Genomic DNA, 20,488 nt, shown 5'->3' on the forward strand with positions numbered 1-20,488 from the left:
AGGTGAAAGCTGACATCTCCGTGTGATGGACGCATTCCTTTGGGGAACTGAAAGCAATGGCGAACAGGACGACGCTGGTCGCCATGAATCCGATGCTATCCGGTGTTCGGCGCCTGAGAACCTGACAGTCTTGATCCGGTCACGATTGGTAGGTAGGGTATCGAAACACAGACAACTTTATCGTTTGCCTTCGGAACCTGAGCGTCATGGGCTACAACCACGAATTCTCGGGCCTCACTGAAAATCTGCATTGCGTCGCGCCGGTACGGTGGCGTCAGTTTGACAATGTCCTGATCGCTTATTGGGAGGCCACGGGCGACCAAGGGGCAACGGGACAGTATGTCTCTGCCAATCCAAGGCTCAGCATCTTTTTTGACGACATGAGCTCGATTTCCGCAACGGCTGGGGATGAAACGCGCAAATTGGCCCGGGCCATTTTTGTTCCGGCAGGCCTACAGCTCAGGACCCGGTTTTCGAAGCCACTGAAATTCGCTCATGTCGATATCCATATGGATTATGCTTGGGCTGTTCAGTTCCTGTCCAGCGCGCTACCAAGATCGGCGGCGATACAGATATTGATGAAACCGGCAGAGCGTAACGACATCTCGGATATCGAGCCGTTGGCCCGGTTGCTAGTTGACGAAATATGCAATCCGAGCCGCCACGATATCTTTGCCGAAAGTCTTGGCATTTGTCTGATATCGGGAATTCTTGACGTGGGGCAGCCGAACCCGGCTATGGAAAATGCCCGCCTGACGGCCGCGCAGATGCGCAAGGTCACATCGCGGTTCCAGGCTGGCGGTGGACGGCGTCTGAGCATTGCGCAGATGGCCGCAGCGGTGAACCTTTCGGAAAGCTGGTTCTCGCTGGTGTTCAAGAACACGACGGGCATGACGCCCAGTCAGTGGCAGCTTCAAAAACGCGTCGATCAGGCGCGGGATCTCTTGTCTTCATCCGAACTGAGCGTTGCAGATATTGCGGACCGCCTGGGGTTTTCAGATCAGGCCCATCTGACAAAGGCGTTTCGCCAGCTTGTCGGTGAAACACCGGCAAGCTGGCGCCGTAATCGACTAGGCGGCTGATCAAAGCTTCATTGGACGGACGCTGCCCGTGATGGTCATGCCTGGCCAAACGAACTGGATGGGCATGACCGCGATCACCAGCTGTGGCGCAGCGCCGCGGTGATCGTCCTGCCGTTGTTGTAATAATTGGCAGTTGCGCTGCCGACGACATATTGTTCGTCCAGAAGATTGCTGACCTGAACCGTCAGCTCCGTCTGCTCGGTAAAGTCGTAGGACACCGATGCGTCGAAATAGGTCTGCGCCGGGCTCTTTCCATTATCATTATAGGCATTGTAGTAATAGGGACCAATATGCCGGGCACCTAATCCGACAGTTACCGCGCTAGTTGGCAGATCGTAGTTCAACCAGAGCGATGCGATATGGTTGGGCACCGTCGCGAATTCGTTGCCGCTCACGTCAGTGCCACGCACATTGCCACGGACATACTCGGATTGCTGGTAACTGTAGCCGCCGATCAGCGTCAGGCCTTCGTCCAGCTCCACCTTGGCTTCGGCCTCGAAACCTCGGACCCGGGACTCGCCGATCGTCTGGCGTTCGATCACACCGCTTGGCAGCACGACTGGCACGACCATGTTCATTTTGGTCAGATCATAGACCGAGGCGGTGAAAAGCCCGTTGATGTTTTCTGGTTGATATTTGATCCCCACTTCATACTGCTCGCCGCGTTCAGGCTCAGTGCCGATGGATGGCGGGGCAACCGATTGGACATAGCTTGCATAGGTAGACAGCTCGTCACTGATCTTGTAGGTCAATGCACCCCTGTAGGAGGTTTCCGAGAAATCGGCCTGCGTCGTGGTCCCCGTAAGCCGGTCGGTGTTCTCGATATCCAGCCAGTCATGCCGCACACCGGCGGTCGCGATGACCCTATCCGAAAACGACAGGTTCTGTTGCACGAAGACCGACTGGGTCGCATATTCATTCGCTTGGACGCTGTAAGGCGTCAATCCGGTGGGGGGGCCGGAATAGGTAGGATCACTGACGTCGATTGGCGTGTGAAGCCCGTAAATCGACGAACTTGTCGTCGAAGCCTCCCGGAATTCAAATCCGGCAAGCGTGCTGCTGTCGATCGACCCGAAGCTGGTATCATATTGCAGGATGACGTTGCCGATCAACTCTTCCGCCGTGCTGTCGGAACCGAAATAGAACCGGTCGACCAACGTCCCCTCCCGTGCGGCATTGTCGGACAGGTAGACATAAGCAAAATCATCGGTCAAATCACTGTAACGCAGGTTGGCTCTCAACCTCAGTCCGTTCTCAAACTCATGCCGGAGGCCGGTGGAAATGGTTAGGCGTTCGACATCATGATCGTTGAAGCCCGGTTCGCCGAAGAACTCGCTGCGGTCATATTCCCGGTCGAGCGGGTAACCCCCGCTGTTGGGTGTGCCGTCGCGTTTGAGGTAGTCGAGCGTGAACGTCAGCTCGGTGTAGTCCGTGGGGGCCCAGGCAACAGAGCCGAGAAAGAACTGTTCGTCATCCTGTGAATCGGCATATTCCAGTGCGGCATCTTGGACCTTGCCTACAAGGCGATAGGCGATATTGCCATCATTGTTCAGGACATCCCCAAAATCGAAACCGAGTTCGGTGTGATTGTGAGAGCCATAAGCGCCATAGGCCTGACCAAACCGCTCGAACTTTGCCGTCTTGGTGACGAAATTGACTGTCCCACCGGGGTCAGACGTGCCGAACAAGGTCGAGTTGCCGCCCCTCATCACCTCGACCCGCTCAAAAGCATAAGGTTCTTCGCGGACACCGCGCATAGAGCCAAGGGTCAGCCCGTCCCGGTAGGTCGAGGCCTGAAAACCACGCACGAGATAGTAATCATTCCGATCATCGGTTCCGTAGTAATCGGTCACGATGCCCGGCGTGTATTCCAGCACATCTTCCACCTTGGTGGCATTACGTTGCTGGATTTCCTGCTGTGTGATGACAGAGACAGAGGCGGGTGTATCCAGGACACTCGTTGCAACTTTACCTCCGGTCCAGAGTTCCTTCGCGACAGTCGAGTTAGCATCGTCGTCTGCAGCGGCGGCCATATCCACGAAGATCGTGCCCAGTCGGTAATACCCGGACTCAGGGTCTTCTTGTGCGGAAACGGTCAGCGGGATGGCGACAAGCGCTGTGCATCCCAGAAGCGCCGCGCAGGACCGGGCCGCCCGATGTTGAAAAAGGCTGTTTGCTTTGGTGGTTGACACCATGACGTGGCTCCAAGGTTTTTTCATGACAATAATGCTGGCGTGCCACCGCGCTGCGACAGCTTGCTTGCAGCTTTGGGTCAGACCTTTGCCTGCGATCCCTCGGCGCTTTCTGCTAGCGGCGCGCCACCGGGACTCGGTTTGCAGGCCGCTGCTTGTTCGGCAGGTAATGCAGGATCGCGGGAATGTGTATTGTATAAACTGACTGTTTTTGTCGGATTCTCTGTAATCCTGTTAAAAACAGTCAGGTTTAGGATAATTGACTGCGAAGCCCCGCTTGACGCGCTGTTGTCGAGATGGAAAGGCGACTAAAATAATCAACTATATGCTTCGGCTTGGAGGCCGTTTTCCCATGCTTGCACATATGAAGGCGATAATAGCAGCGGTGACCATAATCTTTGAGATCGGCGCCGCGACGCAGGGCACGGCTCAGGATTTTCCGGTCACGGTATCCCACGCTTTCGGAGAGACAGTGATCGAGACGCGGCCGATCAGGGTCGCAACCGTCGCCTGGGCCAATCACGAAGTGCCTCTGGCGCTTGGTATCGTGCCGGTGGGCTTTGCCCGCGCGAACTTTGGGGACGATGACGGGGACGGGGTTCTGCCTTGGGTTTCAAAGCGGCTGGATGAACTGGGGGCAGATGTTCCGCCACTGTTTGACGAAGGCGACGGAATCGATTTTGAGGGGGTCGCCGCAACCCGGCCTGACATCATTCTAGCCGCATATTCCGGACTGACAGAATCCGACTATGCGACCCTGAGCAGGATCGCGCCTGTCATCGCATTTCGCGATGGACCTTGGTCGACCGTCTGGCGCGAGATGATCCGCCTCAACGCAGCGGGCCTCGGCATGGCGTCGGAAGGCGAAGACCTGATCACAAGGATCGAAAACCAAATTACGGACGTCACCTCCCGCTATCCAGAAATCGCGGGAAAAACTGCGATGTTCGTCACGCACCTCGATGCCCGCGACCTCAGCGTGATCCGGTTTTATTCCGCGAATGACACGCGTGTCGGGTTCCTCGAAGATCTGGGGCTGCGCTCACCGCAGAGCGTGCTGGAGGCAACTGTTCCGGGTCGCTACTCGGGTGAGATGAGCGCCGAGAATATCGACATCTTTTCTGACCTCGACATCATCGTGACCTACGGCGGATCTGCGCTGTTCGACGCGATCCGGGCAAACCCACTGACATCACGGCTGAAAACGGTCGCGAACGAGGCAGTTGTTTTGCTGGGCAATGATCCCGTCGGCACGGCTGCAAATCCGACACCGCTGTCGATCCCTTGGGTGCTCGAAGATTATGTTGCACTTCTGGCGGATGCGGCGCGCAAGGCGGAATGACGTTCGCCGGGCCCACGGCAATGACGCTTGGCACCCTGCGGTCGTCGCGGGGTGGGCGGATCACGTGGTTGCTGGTGGTGCTGCTGATCCTGATTTGCGCCTGCATCTTGTCGGTCAGTTTTGGCACGCGTCATGTTGATTGGGCAGATATCGTCTCGGGCCTGGGCGGCAATAAGGAGACGATGGCCCAAGCGGTGGTTGCAGTGCGCGTGCCACGCACCGTGCTTGCCATCCTTGCAGGTGCAGCACTTGGTCTGGCCGGGGCCGTGATGCAGGGTATCACCCGCAACCCCTTGGCCGACCCCGGCATTCTTGGCGTGAACGCAGGTGCGGCCATGGCCGTGGTTATCGGGATCGCCTGGTTCGGTATGGAAACGCTCACCGCGTTTCTTTGGACGGCGATCCTTGGGGCTGGGCTGGCGGCCTGTTTTGTCTACGCCATCGGATCGCTGGGTCGCGGCGGCGCGACGCCGCTGAAACTTGCGTTGGCGGGGGCTGCAACCTCGATCGCCGCAGCTTCCTTCACGGTGGCGATAATCCTGCCGCGCAATGATATTGCGGGTGGGGTTCGGTCCTGGCAGATCGGCGGGATCGGTGGGGCCAGTTTTGACGCGATCCTGCCGTGCCTGCCATTTCTGATCGTAGGGCTGGTCCTTTGCCTGCTGTCCGCACGCAGTCTGAACCTGCTTGCGCTGGGCGATGATGCGGCCGCGGGGCTGGGTGCGCGCGTTGCTTGGGCGCGTGGGACCGCGGCACTGGGGGCTGTGCTGCTGTGCGGAGCCACAACAGCGATCTGTGGGCCGATCGGGTTTGTCGGGCTGGTTGTGCCACATCTGTGCCGCCTCTTGGTCGGGGTGGACCACCGGTGGCTTTTGCCTTTTTCCGCCCTGACCGGCGGGGTGCTTTTGATTGTTGCCGATGTGGCAGGAAGGCTGATCGCCCGCCCAACAGAGATGGATGTCGGCATCGTGACTGCCTTTATCGGCGCGCCGGTTTTCATCTGGATTGTCCGCAAACGCAGGATTCGTGATCTGTGAGCATGCTTGAGGACACTCACACAGCCGCATGGGTCGCGGCGTTGCGCCGGAGGCGGCATAAGGGCCGGCTACGCCGCGGCGTTGTCATGGTCGGCTTGCTGGTGATCGGCATCGGCCTGACGTTGATCACCGGTCCTTCCATGACCGCGCCTATGGACCTGTTGCAGGTTTTAGCCGGATACGATGTTCCAGGCACCGGTTTCGTGGTGCGCGAACTGCGGCTGCCGCGCGCGATCCTTGCGATCCTGACCGGGATGAGCTTTGGCTTGGGTGGCGTGATTTTTCAGACGCTGCTGAAGAACCCGCTCGCCAGCCCAGATATCATCGGTATCAGCGCCGGAGCCAGCGCCGCAGCGGTCTTTGCCATCGTCGTGCTGGGCTGGAGCGGTCCGGCTGTGTCAGTCACGGCAGTCATTGCAGGGCTTATGGTTGCGCTGCTGATCTACCTACTGGCCTGGCGTGATGGCGTGGCAGGCGCAAGGCTGATCCTGATCGGGATCGGAATTTCAGCGATGCTGGACAGCATGATTGCCTATGTCCTTTCGCGTGCCCCGGCCTGGACCCTGCAGGACGCCATGCGCTGGCTCACGGGCAGCGTCAATGGTGCCACCTTGGAACAGGCGGTACCGGTCGCGCTGTCGCTGATAATTTTCGGCGGTATTCTGCTGGCACGGCGCGACAATATCGAAGCGATGAGACTGGGTGATGACACCGCAGCGGCATTGGGTGTGCCTCTCGCGCGCGAAAAGGTGGTCGCAGTGATGTCTGCGGTGGGGCTGATCGCGGTGGCGACCGCCGTTGCCGGGCCGGTGGCCTTTGTCGCTTTTCTGTCGGGACCGATTGCGAAAAGGATCGCGGGGCAGGGGCGGTCACCGTTGATCCCGGCGGCACTGATCGGGGCGCTGCTGATGCTGGTGGGGGATTATGTGGGGCAACACCTTCTGATCGGGCGCTATCCTGTCGGTGTCGTCACGGGCGCGCTGGGCGCGCCTTATCTTATTTTCCTGATTATCCGGTCAAACCGAATCGAAAGTGAACAATGACCCTATTGACCGCAAACGCACTCCGGGCGGGATATGGGCCGCGCATGATTCTTGATAATCTTGATCTGACAGTGCCCTCCGGTGCCATCACCGCGATCGTCGGCGCCAACGCCTGTGGCAAGTCCACGCTGCTGCGCTGTCTGGCCCGTCTGCTGCGCCCATCGGCGGGTCATGTCGTTCTTGACGGCCGTGCCGTGCAGGACATGCCGACACGTGAACTGGCACGCATTCTTGGCCTGTTGCCGCAATCGCCGACCGCGCCGGACGGGATTACGGTGGCGGACCTCGTCAGTCACGGACGCCACCCGCACCAGGGATTGCTGTCGCGCTGGACGCAGGCCGACGATCTGGCTGTCGCTTCCGCGCTCGCAGTGACGCAGACTGCCGATCTGGCAGAGCGTGATGTCGACGCATTGTCCGGTGGCCAGCGGCAGCGGGTCTGGATCGCCATGGCCCTCGCGCAAGAGACCGATATTCTGCTGCTCGACGAACCGACGACGTTTCTTGACGTCGCGCATCAGATCGAGGTGCTGGATCTGCTGGTTGATCTCAACCGCAGCCGCGGTACGACCATCGTCATGGTCCTGCACGATCTGAACTTGGCGGCCAGATATGCCGATCACCTTGTGGCACTTATGCAGGGCAAAGTTCACGCTGCTGGACCGCCGGCAAGCGTTCTGACCGAAACAGTGATCGAAAAGGTCTTTGGCGTGCAGTGCCGCGTGATGACTGACCCCACCTCTGGTCAGCCGATGATGCTGCCCCTCGGGCGGCACCGTCTCGCACCGACAATCACGGAACAAAGCCTTCAGAAGCCAGTTACAGCGTGGTCAATGCAAGGAGAATGACTATGGCTCAACAAACGCTTGAAACGTTGTTTCACGAAACCCTCAAAGACATCTATTATGCCGAGCGCAAGATCGGCTCTGCCCTGCGCAAGATGGCGCGCGCGGCAAACGATCCCGATCTGAAATCTGCGTTCGAGACGCATGAACAGGAAACGCAGGCGCAGTATGAACGCCTGTCGGATGTGTTCGATGCCATTGGCAAGCAGCCCCGCGGCAAGACCTGCGACGCGATCGAAGGCATTATTGCCGAAGCGCGCGAAATCATGGACGAGTTCAAGGATAGCCCGGCCTTGGATGCCGGATTGCTCGCCGCAGCACAGGCCGTGGAGCACTACGAAATAGCGCGCTATGGCACGCTGCGGACATGGGCACAGCAGCTGGGGCTGACGGAGGCTGCCAAATTGCTGGAACAGACGTTGCAGGAAGAATCCGCCACAGACGAAATTCTGACCAATCTGGCAGAGAAAGTGGTGAATGCCAAAGCGAAGGGCGAAGCTGCCTGATCGGCAGCGTTTCGGGATGGCGCGGCTCTGGCTGCGCCATCCATTCTTTTGAAAACGCACTGCGCATCTCATCTATCCGATAACGCCCGGTGGTCGTTGCCGCTTGATGAAATCGCGCACGGATGGACATAGCGCGTCTCACATGTGCGCTGCCCCTGAAATCGCGAATTATGCGGCATTAACGTAAGAGATTTCGCGCCGGAGCCTGATTGTCATAAAACTGTCATATAACTTTTGCAAAAGCATCATGAAGCGAAATTAAGCAGACCCCGAGGTCGGCTTGCACGGCCCAGAATGATGTTCAGGAGTTATCATGACTTTCACCAAACTTTCCGTGTCGGCACTGGCGCTTGCCGCTGTCTCCGCCACTGCAGCGACCGCGCGCGACGAAGTCCGCGTTGTCGGCTCGTCCACCGTGTTCCCCTACACACAGGCTGTTGCCGAACAATTCGCCAACAACACCGGCGCGCCTTCGCCGATCGTTGAATCCACCGGCACCGGCGGCGGCATGCAGATTTTCTGCGGCGGCATTGGCGAAGCCCATGCTGACCTGACCGGCGCCTCACGCGCAATGACGGCCGGCGAGTATGAACTCTGCGTTCAGAACGGCGTCACCGACATCACCGAAGCGCTGATCGGCTATGACGGCCTGTCCATGGCCGTCAGCAACACCACCACCCATGACTGGGATCTGACGCTGGGCCAGATGTACCAGGCACTGGCAGCAATGGTGCCTGTCGACGGCGAATGGGTTGCAAACCCTTATTCCCGCTGGTCTGAAATCGATGCAAGCCTGCCCGACGTTGAAATCGTCGTCATTGGCCCCCCACCCACATCCGGCACACGCGACGCCTGGGTCGAACTTGCGATGCACGCTGGCTGCGAAGAGCTGGATTATGTCGCTGACGGCGGCTTTGACGGCGACTGGGTCAACGAAAACTGTTCGCGCATGCGCACAGACGGTCCATTCATTGAAGCCGGTGAAAACGACAATCTGATCGTCCAGCGTCTGCAGTCTGACGCGAACGCTCTGGGCATCTTCGGTTACTCCTACGTGTACGAAAACCTGGACACGCTGGACGGTGTTGCGCTGAACGGTGTCGAACCCAGCTTTGAAACCGTTGCTGACCGAACCTACCCTGTTGCGCGTCCCTTGTATTTCTACATCAAGAACGCACATCGCGGTGTGATCCCGAACCTGCAGGAATTCATCGAAGAATACATGTCCGAAGATGCGCTGGCACCCGGTGGCTACCTGTCCGAGCGTGGCATGGTACCCTTGGTTGACGATGTGCGCGCAGCCACGCAGGCTGCCGTGATCGCCGGCGAAAACATGCCTGCCAAGCAGTAAGTCTAAATAACAGCCTGCCCCGCGACAACCGCGGGGCAGGTTTCTTTCAATAGATTGGCCAGTTGAATGATCCTGCTCGCTTTCATCATCCTGTTTGTCGCGGCCGCCATCGGCTATGTGATCAACATCAGGGCCGCGCAGGCCATGCGTGACGGGGGCGCACCGCTGCACTCCTTGGTCGGGTTCCACGGCATGTTTTCGGCACTGGTCGTCCTTGTGCCGGTTTTCGTTCTCATTCTCGCTTGGATCGCCCTTGCAGATCCGCTGATCCAGCGTCTGGTCGCCGCCAGCCTGCCCGAAGGCACCTTCGACGGCCTTGGCACCGGTGCGATCCAGCTGATCATGGCCGAGATCAACTCGCTCGCCGGCGGCCGCGTCTTCGGCACCCCCGAACCATGGAAGATTGAAGCCGCCGAACGGCTGGTCGGATATGAGCGCACCGCAGATGTTGCGCTGGTCGTCGTTGTCACCATCGCGGTCATCGCATTGATCGCCTTTGCCCGCCGCACGGTGACCCCGGAATTTCGTGCGCGTCAGGGGTCAGAAGGTATCGTGCTGCGCCTGATGGGCTTTTGCGCTGTCTTTGCGGTCTTCGTGACCGTCGCCATCGTTTTCGCGCTGGTCTATGAAACCAGCAAATTCTTTTCCATGGTGCCGGTCACCGAATTCCTGTTCGGTCTGAACTGGGAACCGCAGATCCCGATCCGCGCCGATCAGATCGCTGCCGAAGGTGCCTTTGGTGCCGTCCCGGTCTTCCTTGGCACGCTGGTCATTGCGACGGTGGCCCTTACCGTCGCCATCCCTGTCGGGCTGATGACCGCGATCTATCTGAACGAATTCGCGTCCCGCCGCGTCCGGTCGGTGGTTAAGCCGTTCCTTGAAATCCTCGCCGGTGTGCCGACTGTAGTTTACGGCTTTTTTGCCATTCTGGTCGTGGCACCCTGGCTGCGTGCCACGGGTGCCTCGCTCGGGATTGATGTTGCGTCTAACACGGCTCTTGCTGCGGGTAGCGTTATGGGGATCATGTTGATCCCGTTCATTTCATCCTTTGCCGACGACGCGCTGTCGGCTGTCCCGCAAAGCCTGCGTGACGGTGCGCTGGCGCTGGGGGCGACCCGGTCGGAAACCATGCTCAACGTGCTGTTCCCGGCTGCGATCCCCGGCATCGTCGGGGGCGTATTGCTGGCCGTCAGCCGCGCGATCGGGGAAACCATGATCGTGGTGATGGCCGCCGGTCTGATCGCGCGGATGACGATCAACCCGCTGGATTCTGTCACGGCTGTCACGGTGCAGATCGTCACACTGCTGATCGGCGACACGGCTTTTGACAACCCCAAGACGCTGTCGGCCTTTGCGCTAGGGATGATGCTCTTCATCATCACGCTTGGCATCAACGTGCTGGCCTTGCGGATCGTCCGCAAATACCGCGAAATCTATGATTGAGGCATTGATAAATGGCTGACACCACCACTACGGGCACGCCCGCCCCACGCCGGATTTCGCTGATCGAACGGTCGCCGGCTATCGCCCGCCGCAAGCGCAAGGACCTGATCCTGCAAGGTTTCGGTCTGGTCGCGATCTTCATCGCCTTTGCCGTCATGTTCCTGCTGTTTTCATCGCTGATCCGCACGGGCCACACCGCGTTCGTCCAGACGCATGTCACACTGGATGTCTATGTTGATCCGTCCGAGATACAGGTCGAAAATCTGCCGCGCGGCAATTTTCAGGATGTCGTAACCAATGCGCTGATCGCCAAATTGCCCAGTGCCGATGAAGCATCCGAACGGCGCGCGGTGCGCAACATCATCTCGAACGGGGCGCAGTTCTATCTGCGCGACCGTGTCGTCGCCGACCCGTCGCTGATCGGTCAGACGATCAGCATCAAGGTACCGGTATCGGACGCCTATGACCAGTTACACAAAGGTGCCATCAGCCGCGACACGCCAGAGGCTCGTCGTCGCGTGGATGATCAGGGGGTGGCTTGGCTTGATGAATTGATCGCCGACGGCGCGATCAGCAAGCCGTTGAACTTTTCACTGATCACCAATGCAGATTCCCGCTTTCCCGAACTGGCCGGTCTGCGCGGCGCGCTGGTCGGGTCGTTCTGGGCCTTGCTGACCTGCTTTGTCATCGCCTTTCCCACCGGGATCGGTGCTGCGATCTATCTGGAAGAATTCGCCCCCAAGAACAAAGTGTCCGACTTTATCGAGGTGAATATCAACAACCTTGCTGCGGTGCCGTCGGTGGTCTTCGGTCTACTGGCGCTGGCGGTTTTCCTGAATTATCTGGGCATGCCGCGATCCGCGCCCTTTGTCGGCGGTCTGACGCTGGCCCTGATGACGATGCCGACGATCATCATCGCGACCCGTGCCGCGCTCAAGGCCGTGCCTCCTTCTATCCGCGAGGCGGCTTTGGGCGTGGGTGCATCGAAACAACAGGTGGTGTTCCAGCATGTGCTGCCGCTCGCGATGCCTGGCATCCTGACTGGCACGATCATCGGTCTGGCACAGGCTTTGGGCGAAACGGCCCCGCTGCTGCTGATCGGGATGAACGCCTTTATCACCTCGGCGGCGTCCACGCCGTTCGAGGCGGCGACCGCCCTGCCTACCCAGATCTTTATCTGGGCCGACAGCCCCGAACGCGGCTTTGTCAGCCGGACCTCTGCTGCCATTCTGGTATTGCTGACTTTCCTGATTTTCATGAACGGGATCGCCATCTATCTGCGCAGCAAATTTGAACGCCGCTGGTAAAGGACTACACCATGGATGACCTGAGACGAGTTGAAAGAACTTCGGAAATGAATGACACGAAAATCGCGGCCAAAGGCGTGCAGGTCTTTTATGGCGATACCCATGCCATTAAAGACGTGGATGTCGAAATCGGCGACAAGACCGTCACCGCCTTTATCGGCCCTTCTGGATGCGGTAAATCCACCTTTCTGCGCTGTCTGAACCGGATGAACGACACGATTGATATATGTCGCGTGCAGGGTAGCATCACGATGGATGGACAGGATATCTATGACCCTCGCGTCGATCCAGTGCAATTGCGCGCCAAAGTCGGGATGGTGTTCCAGAAACCTAACCCCTTCCCCAAATCGATCTATGACAACGTCGCCTATGGCCCGAAAATACACGGGCTGGCCCGGACCAAGGCCGATTTGGACGTCATCGTTGAAAAATCGCTGCGTCGCGGCGCTCTCTGGAACGAAGTGAAAGACCGCCTCGACGCCCCCGGTACGGGCCTGTCAGGTGGTCAGCAACAGCGCCTTTGCATCGCCCGTGCGGTTGCGACCGCCCCCGAAGTGTTGCTGATGGACGAACCCTGTTCGGCGCTTGACCCGATCGCGACTGCCCAGATCGAGGAACTGATCGACGAATTGCGTCAGGAATTTTCGGTCGTGATCGTCACGCACTCGATGCAGCAGGCCGCACGGGTCAGCCAGAAAACTGCGTTCTTCCATCTGGGCAATCTGGTCGAATTCAACGACACCGACCAGATTTTCACCAACCCACAGGACCCGCGCACCGAAAGCTATATCACCGGCCGGATCGGATAAGGATCAAAGCTATGAACGATCAACATATCGTCGCCTCGTTCGACCGCGACCTTGAAAGCATTCAAGCCACCGTGATGAAAATGGGTGGTCTGGTGGAACAGGCGCTCAGCGATGCCGCCCGCGCGCTGAAAACCCGTGATGCAGAGCTGGCTGAACAGGTGCGCAAAGGTGACGGCGTCATCGACGAACTCGACCTGATGGTCAAAGGCGATGCCGCCCGCCTGCTCGCCCTGCGCGCACCCACCGCAAGGGATCTGCGTCTGGTGCTTTCCGTGATGGAAATCAGCTCGCACCTTGAACGCTGCGGCGATTACGCCAAGAACATTGCCAAACGGACCAAGGCGATGGCCGGCGTCAGCGCCATCACCGGCACTCTGCCCGATCTTGCCCGCATGTCCGCCTTTGTTGAAAGCATGATCAATGATGCGCTCGACGCATTTATCCAGCGCGACGTGATCAAGGCGCAGGAAATCATCGACCGCGATATCGAGGCTGATCAGATATACAACACGCTGTTCCGGTCCTTCCTGACGCATATGATGGAAGACCACAGCAACATCGCCGTAGGCATGCATCTGCATTTCATCGCCAAGAACATCGAGCGGATCGGCGACCATGCCACCGGGATCGCCGAGCAGACGATCTATGCCGTCACCGGCAAGCTGCCCGAGGATGAACGCCCAAAGCACGACGAAACCGCGCGCGATTTGCAGGAAAGTACCTCGTGATGGTCGAATTACAACCATCCGTTCTTGTGGTCGAAGACGAACCCGCACAACGCGAGGTGCTGGCCTATAATCTTGAAAGCGAAGGCTTCCGCGTGATAAAGGCCGCCGACGGGAACGAGGCATTGCTGTTGATCGAGGAAGAGCAGCCCGATCTGATCCTGCTCGACTGGATGCTGCCCGGCACCTCCGGGATCGAAATCTGCCGCCAGATCAAAAGCCGCCCAGCCTTTCGCATGACGCCGGTGATCATGCTCTCGGCCCGGTCCGAAGAGGTGGACAAGGTCCGTGGTCTGGAAACCGGTGCCGATGACTACATCTCCAAACCTTATTCGATCATCGAATTACTGGCACGGGTCAAGGCGCACCTGCGCCGGTCGCGGCCGTCGACGATGGGTGAAAGGCTGGTCTACGGCGATATTCTGCTGGATTCCGAAACCCACAAGGTGTTTCGCGGCGAACATGAACTGCGACTCGGCCCGACCGAATTTCGCCTGCTGACCACGTTCATGGAAAAGCCCGGCCGCGTCTGGAGCCGTGACCAGCTTCTGGACAGGGTCTGGGGGCGCGATATCTACGTTGATACGCGCACGGTAGACGTCCACGTCGGGCGATTGCGCAAGGTCTTGGGCAGCCACGGCGGTGACGACCTGATCCGTACCGTCCGCGGCGCAGGATATGCGCTGGGTTAGGACGGGAAACGCGCTTCGGTTTCCTTCGCAATCAACTTTCGAAAAACACTGACCGGCAAGAGAATACCAGCAGGTGCGACCTAACCGGTCGGAACCGGTAATTCTGATGTCGTTTTGCGAAGGAGGTGCATTCTAGATATTTAGTAAAAGCGGCTTAGCAGGTCCCGCTATACAACCCGACCATGCGCCGGTGATCGCGCTGGTCTCTAAGAATCTTTCCAAGAACGAAAAGCTGGCCTGATTTTGAATTCTCGCGTAAAAGTTCGAATTAACACGCGTAAAGGAGCACAGGGTGGCAGATCAAAAAAGAATGAGTCCTCCGCTTACGGAACTGGATATCAACACGACAACGGGTGGGTTTTATAACGGGTTTGCGACGGCGGTGACGGTGCCCGCAAAGATCATTATTTCTATTATCGTCGTTTGGGCCATATTCTGGCCAATACAATCAGGGGCAATCCTGAACGGGTTGAATGGGCTGATACTACAGAATTTTGCTGCATGGTATATCTGGGTGGTCGCATTTTTCATCGTTGTCTGCTTCGTGTTGGCCGTCTGGCCTGCCGCCGGACGGCTGAACCTCGGACTTGAAGGCGAAAAGCCTGAGTTCAGCAATTTTTCGTGGTTCTCGATGATGTTCGGCGCGGGGATCGGCGTCGGCATGCTTACCTGGGCCGTGGCTGAACCGGTGTCCCATTTTGGCACTAATCCAGAGACGATCATGGGGATCACCACTGGCGGTGGGGTTGATAATGTTGGCATGGCCTTCAAGTGGTCGTTTCTTCACTGGGGTTTCAGCGCATGGGCCTGCTACGCCATCTGCGGCCTGTCATTGGCCTATTTCAGTTATCGCCGTGGGCTGCCGCTGACGATCCGTTCCGGTCTGACGCCGTTGTTCGGCCAGCGGCTAGCCGGGACGTTGGGGCATGTCGTCGATATTGTGGCGGTGGTGGCGACCATCCTCGGTGTCGCACAGACGCTGGGATTTGGCGTGGACCAGTTTGTTGCAGGCCTGACCAGGATCGGCATCATCGGTCTGGCTGATGCAGATGGTGCGGCAACCACGTCAGGTATCATCATCGCGTTACTTGTGATCATGGGGCTATCGACCCTTTCCGCGCTGTCCGGTGTGGGGAAAGGGATCAAATGGCTGTCCAATATCAACATGGTGTTGTCGATCGTATTGCTGAGCTTCCTGATCATCTTTGGCGCAACCTGGTTTGGCCTTAACGCGATGTTTGTCGGGCTTTGGCAATATGTTATCGCGCTGCCCGAGATGAGCCTGAATGTCTTCCGGTCCGACGGTGTCGAAGGGTCAGAGGCGTTTTTGCTGGCGCAATGGCAGGGCTGGTGGCCCGTGTTCTATTGGGCATGGTGGATTGCATTCGCGCCTTTCGTCGGCCTGTTTCTGGCGCGCATTTCGCGCGGACGCACGGTACGTGAATTCGTATTGGGTGCGCTGATCGTTCCTGCGCTGATGTGCTTTGTCTGGTTTGCTTGGGCCGGTGGCACTGCGATTGATCTGGAACTGAACGGCGGTGCGAACGGGGTTATTTTTGATGCCCCGAACGGTGACAAGATTTTTGCGATGACCGAATTCATGCTGGCACCGATTTCGACATGGCTGTCCTGGGGAATGGCATTGCTGATCGTTGTATTGCTGCTGACCTTTTTGGTGACCTCGGCAGATTCTGCCGTGCTGATCGTCAACACCATCAATGCAGCCGGTGATGAAGGGCCAAAGTCACGCCCACATATCCTGTTCTGGGGGGCTGCACTGGCGATGGTAGTGGCAGGGCTGCTGATTTCGGGCGGGACGACGGCGATCCAGACAGCGATGGTCATCGGCGCGCTGCCGTTTTCGATTGTCATGGCATTGATGGCGGTGTCTTTGCTCAAAGCGATCTATAACGACACGCGCCGCGAAAAGGTTGGGGTACCAACTACCCATGACAAGATCCCTGGTGCTACGGGCAACGGTCCGGCACCCGATCTGGGCATGCCGGCGGAGTAAGCGTCCCGCGCTAGAAATCAGGCGGCGATGCATTCTCGTGTCGCCGCCTTCTCGGACATATGCGCGTCGGCTTCGCGCACCAAGCACAATTCAACCGGGTGCTCTTGTTCCGCTAGCTTGTAATCGAGGGGCTTGCAGGCGGAACAATGCTTCGAACACCCACGATTATCCTCTGCCGCGGTAGGGCGGGACACCCTGATCCGGAATCCATACGCCGTGCGGCATTGATCCGGTTTGCCAGAAAACGTCGATCGGGATACCGCCCCGCGGGTACCAATATCCTCCGATCCGCAGCCATTGCGGGTTCAACAGGTCGACCAATCGTCGTGCGATCGAGATGGTGCAATCCTCGTGGAATGCGCCGTGGTTGCGGAACGCTCCAAGAAAAAGTTTCAGCGATTTGGACTCCACCAGAAATGCACCCGGCACGTAGTCGATCACCAGATGCGCAAAATCCGGCTGGCCCGTCATCGGACATAATGACGTGAATTCCGGGGCGGTGAAGCGCACGCAGTAGGCGACGTCTGCTTGTGGATTGGCCACGCGTTCAAGAACCGCCTCTTCGGGTGAGGACGGCAAGTCACTCTTGCCGCCAAGCTGTTTCAACTCGCTATAAATCGTTTCCATATCTTCTCCTTGAACGGGTCAGACCCCGCGCTTGTTTCCCCAAAGCAGGACGTGCAGTTGCGGCAGGACCCGCGGCACAAACCAGCCATCGTTGATGCTTTTATCCACCAGCCACAGCAATTTATCGGCCAGGATCTGCGGATCGACCGCGACTTCGGGATCGACCTCCAGATTGCCGGGTTGCAGGTAGAGCGGCAGATCAGGGTATTTATCAGCAGCCGCCCTTGCCCAGTCATAATCCGCATCATCGAAGATCACGATCTTCATCACGATCTTGCCCGCGCCCGTTGCCGCCAGCAGGCATGCATCAAAGGCCTGCCAATCGACTGTTTCCTTGCTGGATGGCGGTTTGGGACTTAGCACCAGCGTATCAAGATCGCCAAACCAAGGCTTTGCAATCGATCCTTGGGTTTCGCAGGCAAAGCGATAGCCTTGCGCCTGACCAAGCGCGATGAGTGGCGCAAAATCCTGGATCGCGGGGTTGCCACCGGACAGGGACACGGTCAGGGGGGTGCCTTTGGAAAGGCGCTGCACCTCTTCCCAGACCGCCTGCGTTGGCATCGCCACCCATGTGTGCCGATACGCCGTGTCCACCGCATGCAGGCTGTCGCACCAGGCGCAGCGATAATCGCAGCCACCGCTGCGCACAAAGACGGTAGGCTCACCTATCAGCGCCCCTTCGCCCTGAATGGTAGGGCCAAATATTTCGGCAATCCGCAACCGGCTCATGGTCGGTATTCCGCCCAAGTCTTTGGCGTCTCGCTGACCTTGACGGCGCTGGTTTCAGGCCAGCGCGCCACGCACCATTCATAAAAATGCCGCGCCATGTTTTCCCCCGTCGAGGGCGCGTCCATCACGTCGTTCAGATGGCGGTGGTCAAAGGTGTCGTCGATGTAGGTTTTCAGCGCTTTCAACTCGCCATAATCGCGAACGAAACCGTCGCTGTTCAGTGTTTCTGACTGCAATTCCACAACGACGATGTAATTATGGCCATGCAGCCGTGCGCATTGATGATCATCAGGCAGATGCGACAGCTGGTGTGACGCTGAAAAGTGAAACTCCTTGGTGATCCGGTACATCAGTGACCGTCCTTCCGCGCAATTGCGGCAACCCAATAATCGGGGTCCGCATAGGGCGTGGGGTCGACGATGCCCGACAGATGAAACGCTTCGCGCCGTTCAACACAGGTACCGCAGCGCCCGCAATGCTGCTCCCCACCTTTGTAGCAGGACCATGTTTGCGCAAATGGCGTGTTATGGCGTGCGCCCTCGGTGACGATATCGGCCTTGGTCAGATGCACAAACGGCGTGTAAAGCGACACATGCGCATAACCATCAAGCGCTGCCCTCTGCATCATCTCGAACGCTTCGGTAAAGGCGGGGCGGCAATCAGGATAGATAAAATGATCCCCACCATGCACCGCCGTCGCCACGGCGTGATCCCCCTGCGCGGCGGCCACACCAAAAGCCACGGCCAGCATGATGGCATTGCGGTTCGGCACCACGGTGATCCGCATGCTTTCTTCGGCGTAATGCCCGTCAGGAACGTCGATATCATCCGTCAGGGCAGAACCTGTCAGCGCGGCACCGATCCCGCGCAGATCAATGATATCATGGGGAACATCCAGACTTTGGGCGCAGAGCGCTGCAAAATCCAGTTCTTTGCGGTGGCGCTGTCCGTAGTCGAATGACACAAGGCGGGTCAGCTGTCGTTCCTGCGCGACCATATGCGCAAGTGAAACAGAATCGAGCCCGCCGGAGCAGATGACGATAGTCTTCATTTTGTAACCCTTGTTTTGTTATCCGGGTAGGCTGCGACCGGAACATTGTCCTTAGAACGTTTTCCAGAGAAGGCCAAGTACAAGACTGTAGCCGTTGACGGCCGGGGGGCGACCGAATGAGTTACCCCCCTTTCTCATCTGAAGCTCCTGCTCTAAACCTATGAGGGAAGTTCTGCTTAAGCCTCCCCTTTGTCACGGGGAGGATTCCTGGAGGATCCGCCAATGCCCCGCAGCAAACTTGATCATCATGTGGTAGTCATCGGCGCGGGTTTCGGTGGATTACAGACGGTTCGGGGGCTGAAAGGTGCCGACGCGGGTATCACGCTGATTGATCAGCGCAACCATCACCTGTTCCAGCCGTTACTTTATCAGGTCGCGACGACGATCCTGGCGACGTCCGAAATTGCCTGGCCGATCCGCAGTCTGTTCCGTGATCGCAAGGAAGTGACGACCCTGCTAGCTCGTGTCGATGGTGTCGATACGGCGGCGCGACTGGTGCGGCTTGGGGATGGCAGCACGGTATCGTATGACACATTGGTGATCACAACAGGCGCCCGGCATGCCTATTTCGGCCATGATGAATGGGAAGAATTTGCGCCCGGTCTGAAAACCCTGGAGGATGCCACCACCATCCGCCGGCGTCTGCTGCTGGCTTTCGAACGGGCAGAACGTGAGCCGGATCCCCAAGCCCGCCGCGCCCTTTTGACATTTGGCGTGATCGGTGCGGGACCGACCGGCGTGGAACTGGCCGGCATTATCGCCGAGCTTGCCAAACGCACCCTCTGGCCAGAGTTCCGGAATATCGATACCCGCGATGCCCGCATCCTGCTGATCGAAGCAGGGCCGCGTGTCCTTTCCGCTTTCCCTGAGGAACTCTCAGCCTATGCGGCACGGGCTTTGGAACAGCGCGGGGTGGACCTTCTGCTTGGCGCGGCGGTCTCTGACTGCTCTGATGAAGGGCTCACCGTCGGTGAGACGTTCATTCCCTGCCGCACCGCTGTCTGGGCGGCAGGGGTCGCGGCCTCACCGGCAAGCACCTGGTTGGGCATAGAGGGCGACCGGGCCGGGCGCGTGCCCGTCCGGCCGGACCTGTCTGTAGCCGCTCATCGGGACATATTCGTGATCGGCGATACCGCAAGCGTAAAGGCGCCGGATGGCAGCATCGTCCCCGGCATTGCCCCGGCGGCCAAGCAGCAGGGCGCATATGTGGCGCGGACCATCCGGAACCGTATTTCCGGCAAACCTTCGTCCGGGCCGTTCCGCTATCGTCACCAGGGAAACCTCGCGACGATTGGCAAAAATTCCGCTGTCGTTCATATGGGACGACTGAAGTTGCGCGGCAGACTGGCTTGGTGGGTGTGGGGCGTTGCCCATATCTTCTTTCTGATCGGAACGAGATCACGCACGGCCGTAGCCTGGAGCTGGCTCTGGACCTATCTGGCAGGTCAGCACAGCGCCCGCCTGATCACTCAGGGGCCTGCTTTGCAAAGCGAAGGCTCCGCTCAGCGCGCTGCGGATCAGACTACGGACGGCGTTCGTGCCGCTGAGCAGCGCGTCGAAAAGTAAGGGAACGGTGAAAGCCGACCCGTTGGCACGACCGCCAATCACTGTGGTGAGATGCCGCAAAACGTAGGATGACTTCATTGCGGACCGCTGCGCCGCGGCGTCGGAGCTACACTTGCCGGACAAGCGG

General features: G+C 58.6%; 19 protein-coding genes. 14 read left to right on the plus strand and 5 right to left on the minus strand.

Annotation, left to right across the window (positions count from 1 at the left end; all coding sequences use genetic code 11):
* Positions 1–206: 206 nt before the first annotated feature.
* Complete coding sequence (locus ACK4TM_RS11830; protein WP_409701583.1) at positions 207–1,082, plus strand: helix-turn-helix domain-containing protein; 876 nt, start codon at positions 207–209, stop codon at positions 1,080–1,082.
* 74 nt (positions 1,083–1,156) lie between these two features.
* Here the strand turns inward: ACK4TM_RS11830 and ACK4TM_RS11835 are convergent, their stop codons facing one another.
* The gene (locus ACK4TM_RS11835) at positions 1,157–3,301 is read right to left on the minus strand and encodes a TonB-dependent siderophore receptor (RefSeq protein WP_409701585.1); all 2,145 of its coding nucleotides are present in this window, start codon (positions 3,299–3,301) and stop codon (positions 1,157–1,159) included.
* Positions 3,302–3,638: 337 nt separating this feature from the next.
* Between ACK4TM_RS11835 and ACK4TM_RS11840 the strand changes: the two genes are divergently transcribed.
* The 12 genes from ACK4TM_RS11840 to ACK4TM_RS11895 all read left to right on the plus strand — a co-directional run bounded on the left by ACK4TM_RS11840 (position 3,639) and on the right by ACK4TM_RS11895 (position 16,388).
* Positions 3,639–4,616, plus strand: a complete 978-nt coding sequence (locus tag ACK4TM_RS11840) for an iron-siderophore ABC transporter substrate-binding protein (RefSeq protein WP_409701618.1) — start codon at positions 3,639–3,641, stop codon at positions 4,614–4,616.
* Positions 4,613–5,653: a FecCD family ABC transporter permease gene (locus ACK4TM_RS11845; RefSeq protein ID WP_409701587.1), complete on the plus strand. Its 1,041-nt coding sequence runs from the start codon at positions 4,613–4,615 to the stop codon at positions 5,651–5,653. The genes ACK4TM_RS11840 and ACK4TM_RS11845 overlap by 4 nt, the downstream gene beginning before the upstream one ends.
* Before the next feature lie 2 nt (positions 5,654–5,655).
* Positions 5,656–6,696, plus strand: coding sequence for a FecCD family ABC transporter permease (locus ACK4TM_RS11850; protein ID WP_409701620.1), 1,041 nt, complete (start codon positions 5,656–5,658; stop codon positions 6,694–6,696).
* Positions 6,693–7,544, plus strand: coding sequence for an ABC transporter ATP-binding protein (locus ACK4TM_RS11855; protein ID WP_409701589.1), 852 nt, complete (start codon positions 6,693–6,695; stop codon positions 7,542–7,544). Before ACK4TM_RS11850 ends, ACK4TM_RS11855 begins: the two co-directional genes overlap by 4 nt.
* 2 nt (positions 7,545–7,546) lie before the next feature.
* Positions 7,547–8,047, plus strand: a complete 501-nt coding sequence (locus ACK4TM_RS11860; RefSeq protein ID WP_409701591.1) for a ferritin-like domain-containing protein — start codon at positions 7,547–7,549, stop codon at positions 8,045–8,047.
* Between the two features lie 313 nt (positions 8,048–8,360).
* Positions 8,361–9,398, plus strand: coding sequence for a substrate-binding domain-containing protein (locus ACK4TM_RS11865; protein WP_409701593.1), 1,038 nt, complete (start codon positions 8,361–8,363; stop codon positions 9,396–9,398).
* A 66-nt stretch (positions 9,399–9,464) separates the two neighbouring features.
* On the plus strand, positions 9,465–10,841 hold the full coding sequence (gene pstC / locus ACK4TM_RS11870; protein ID WP_409701595.1) for a phosphate ABC transporter permease subunit PstC: 1,377 nt from the start codon (positions 9,465–9,467) through the stop codon (positions 10,839–10,841).
* A gap of 11 nt (positions 10,842–10,852) precedes the next feature.
* Positions 10,853–12,148 carry a phosphate ABC transporter permease PstA gene (gene pstA / locus ACK4TM_RS11875; RefSeq protein ID WP_409701597.1) on the plus strand — a complete coding sequence of 432 codons (1,296 nt, stop codon included), beginning with the start codon at positions 10,853–10,855 and terminating at the stop codon, positions 12,146–12,148.
* 47 nt (positions 12,149–12,195) lie between these two features.
* Entirely contained in the window at positions 12,196–12,957 is a 762-nt protein-coding gene (gene pstB, locus ACK4TM_RS11880; RefSeq protein ID WP_409701599.1) for a phosphate ABC transporter ATP-binding protein PstB, read from the plus strand.
* 11 nt (positions 12,958–12,968) lie between these two features.
* Positions 12,969–13,685, plus strand: coding sequence for a phosphate signaling complex protein PhoU (gene phoU, locus ACK4TM_RS11885; protein ID WP_409701601.1), 717 nt, complete (start codon positions 12,969–12,971; stop codon positions 13,683–13,685).
* The gene (phoB, locus tag ACK4TM_RS11890) at positions 13,685–14,374 is read left to right on the plus strand and encodes a phosphate regulon transcriptional regulator PhoB (protein ID WP_409701603.1); all 690 of its coding nucleotides are present in this window, start codon (positions 13,685–13,687) and stop codon (positions 14,372–14,374) included. The genes phoU and phoB overlap by 1 nt, the downstream gene beginning before the upstream one ends.
* Before the next feature lie 310 nt (positions 14,375–14,684).
* Positions 14,685–16,388, plus strand: coding sequence for a BCCT family transporter (locus ACK4TM_RS11895; RefSeq protein WP_409701605.1), 1,704 nt, complete (start codon positions 14,685–14,687; stop codon positions 16,386–16,388).
* Between the two features lie 165 nt (positions 16,389–16,553).
* Here the strand turns inward: ACK4TM_RS11895 and queF are convergent, their stop codons facing one another.
* From queF to queC, 4 genes are read right to left on the minus strand one after another with little or no spacing between them, the layout of a single operon-like run.
* Positions 16,554–17,015, minus strand: coding sequence for a preQ(1) synthase (queF, locus tag ACK4TM_RS11900; protein ID WP_409701607.1), 462 nt, complete (start codon positions 17,013–17,015; stop codon positions 16,554–16,556).
* An 18-nt stretch (positions 17,016–17,033) separates the two neighbouring features.
* On the minus strand, positions 17,034–17,744 hold the full coding sequence (gene queE / locus ACK4TM_RS11905; RefSeq protein WP_409701609.1) for a 7-carboxy-7-deazaguanine synthase QueE: 711 nt from the start codon (positions 17,742–17,744) through the stop codon (positions 17,034–17,036).
* Entirely contained in the window at positions 17,741–18,094 is a 354-nt protein-coding gene (queD, locus tag ACK4TM_RS11910) for a 6-carboxytetrahydropterin synthase QueD (protein WP_409701612.1), read from the minus strand. The genes queE and queD overlap by 4 nt, the downstream gene beginning before the upstream one ends.
* Positions 18,094–18,795 (minus strand): 7-cyano-7-deazaguanine synthase QueC, encoded by a 702-nt coding sequence (gene queC, locus ACK4TM_RS11915; RefSeq protein WP_409701614.1) that lies wholly within the window; start codon positions 18,793–18,795, stop codon positions 18,094–18,096. Before queC ends, queD begins: the two co-directional genes overlap by 1 nt.
* A gap of 222 nt (positions 18,796–19,017) precedes the next feature.
* On the opposite strand from queC, the gene ACK4TM_RS11920 reads away from it, so the two are divergent.
* Positions 19,018–20,361 carry an NAD(P)/FAD-dependent oxidoreductase gene (locus ACK4TM_RS11920; RefSeq protein WP_409701616.1) on the plus strand — a complete coding sequence of 448 codons (1,344 nt, stop codon included), beginning with the start codon at positions 19,018–19,020 and terminating at the stop codon, positions 20,359–20,361.
* Positions 20,362–20,488: the final 127 nt, after the last annotated feature.

This window comes from Yoonia sp. (genome assembly GCF_046292185.1).
Lineage (GTDB): Bacteria > Pseudomonadota > Alphaproteobacteria > Rhodobacterales > Rhodobacteraceae > Yoonia.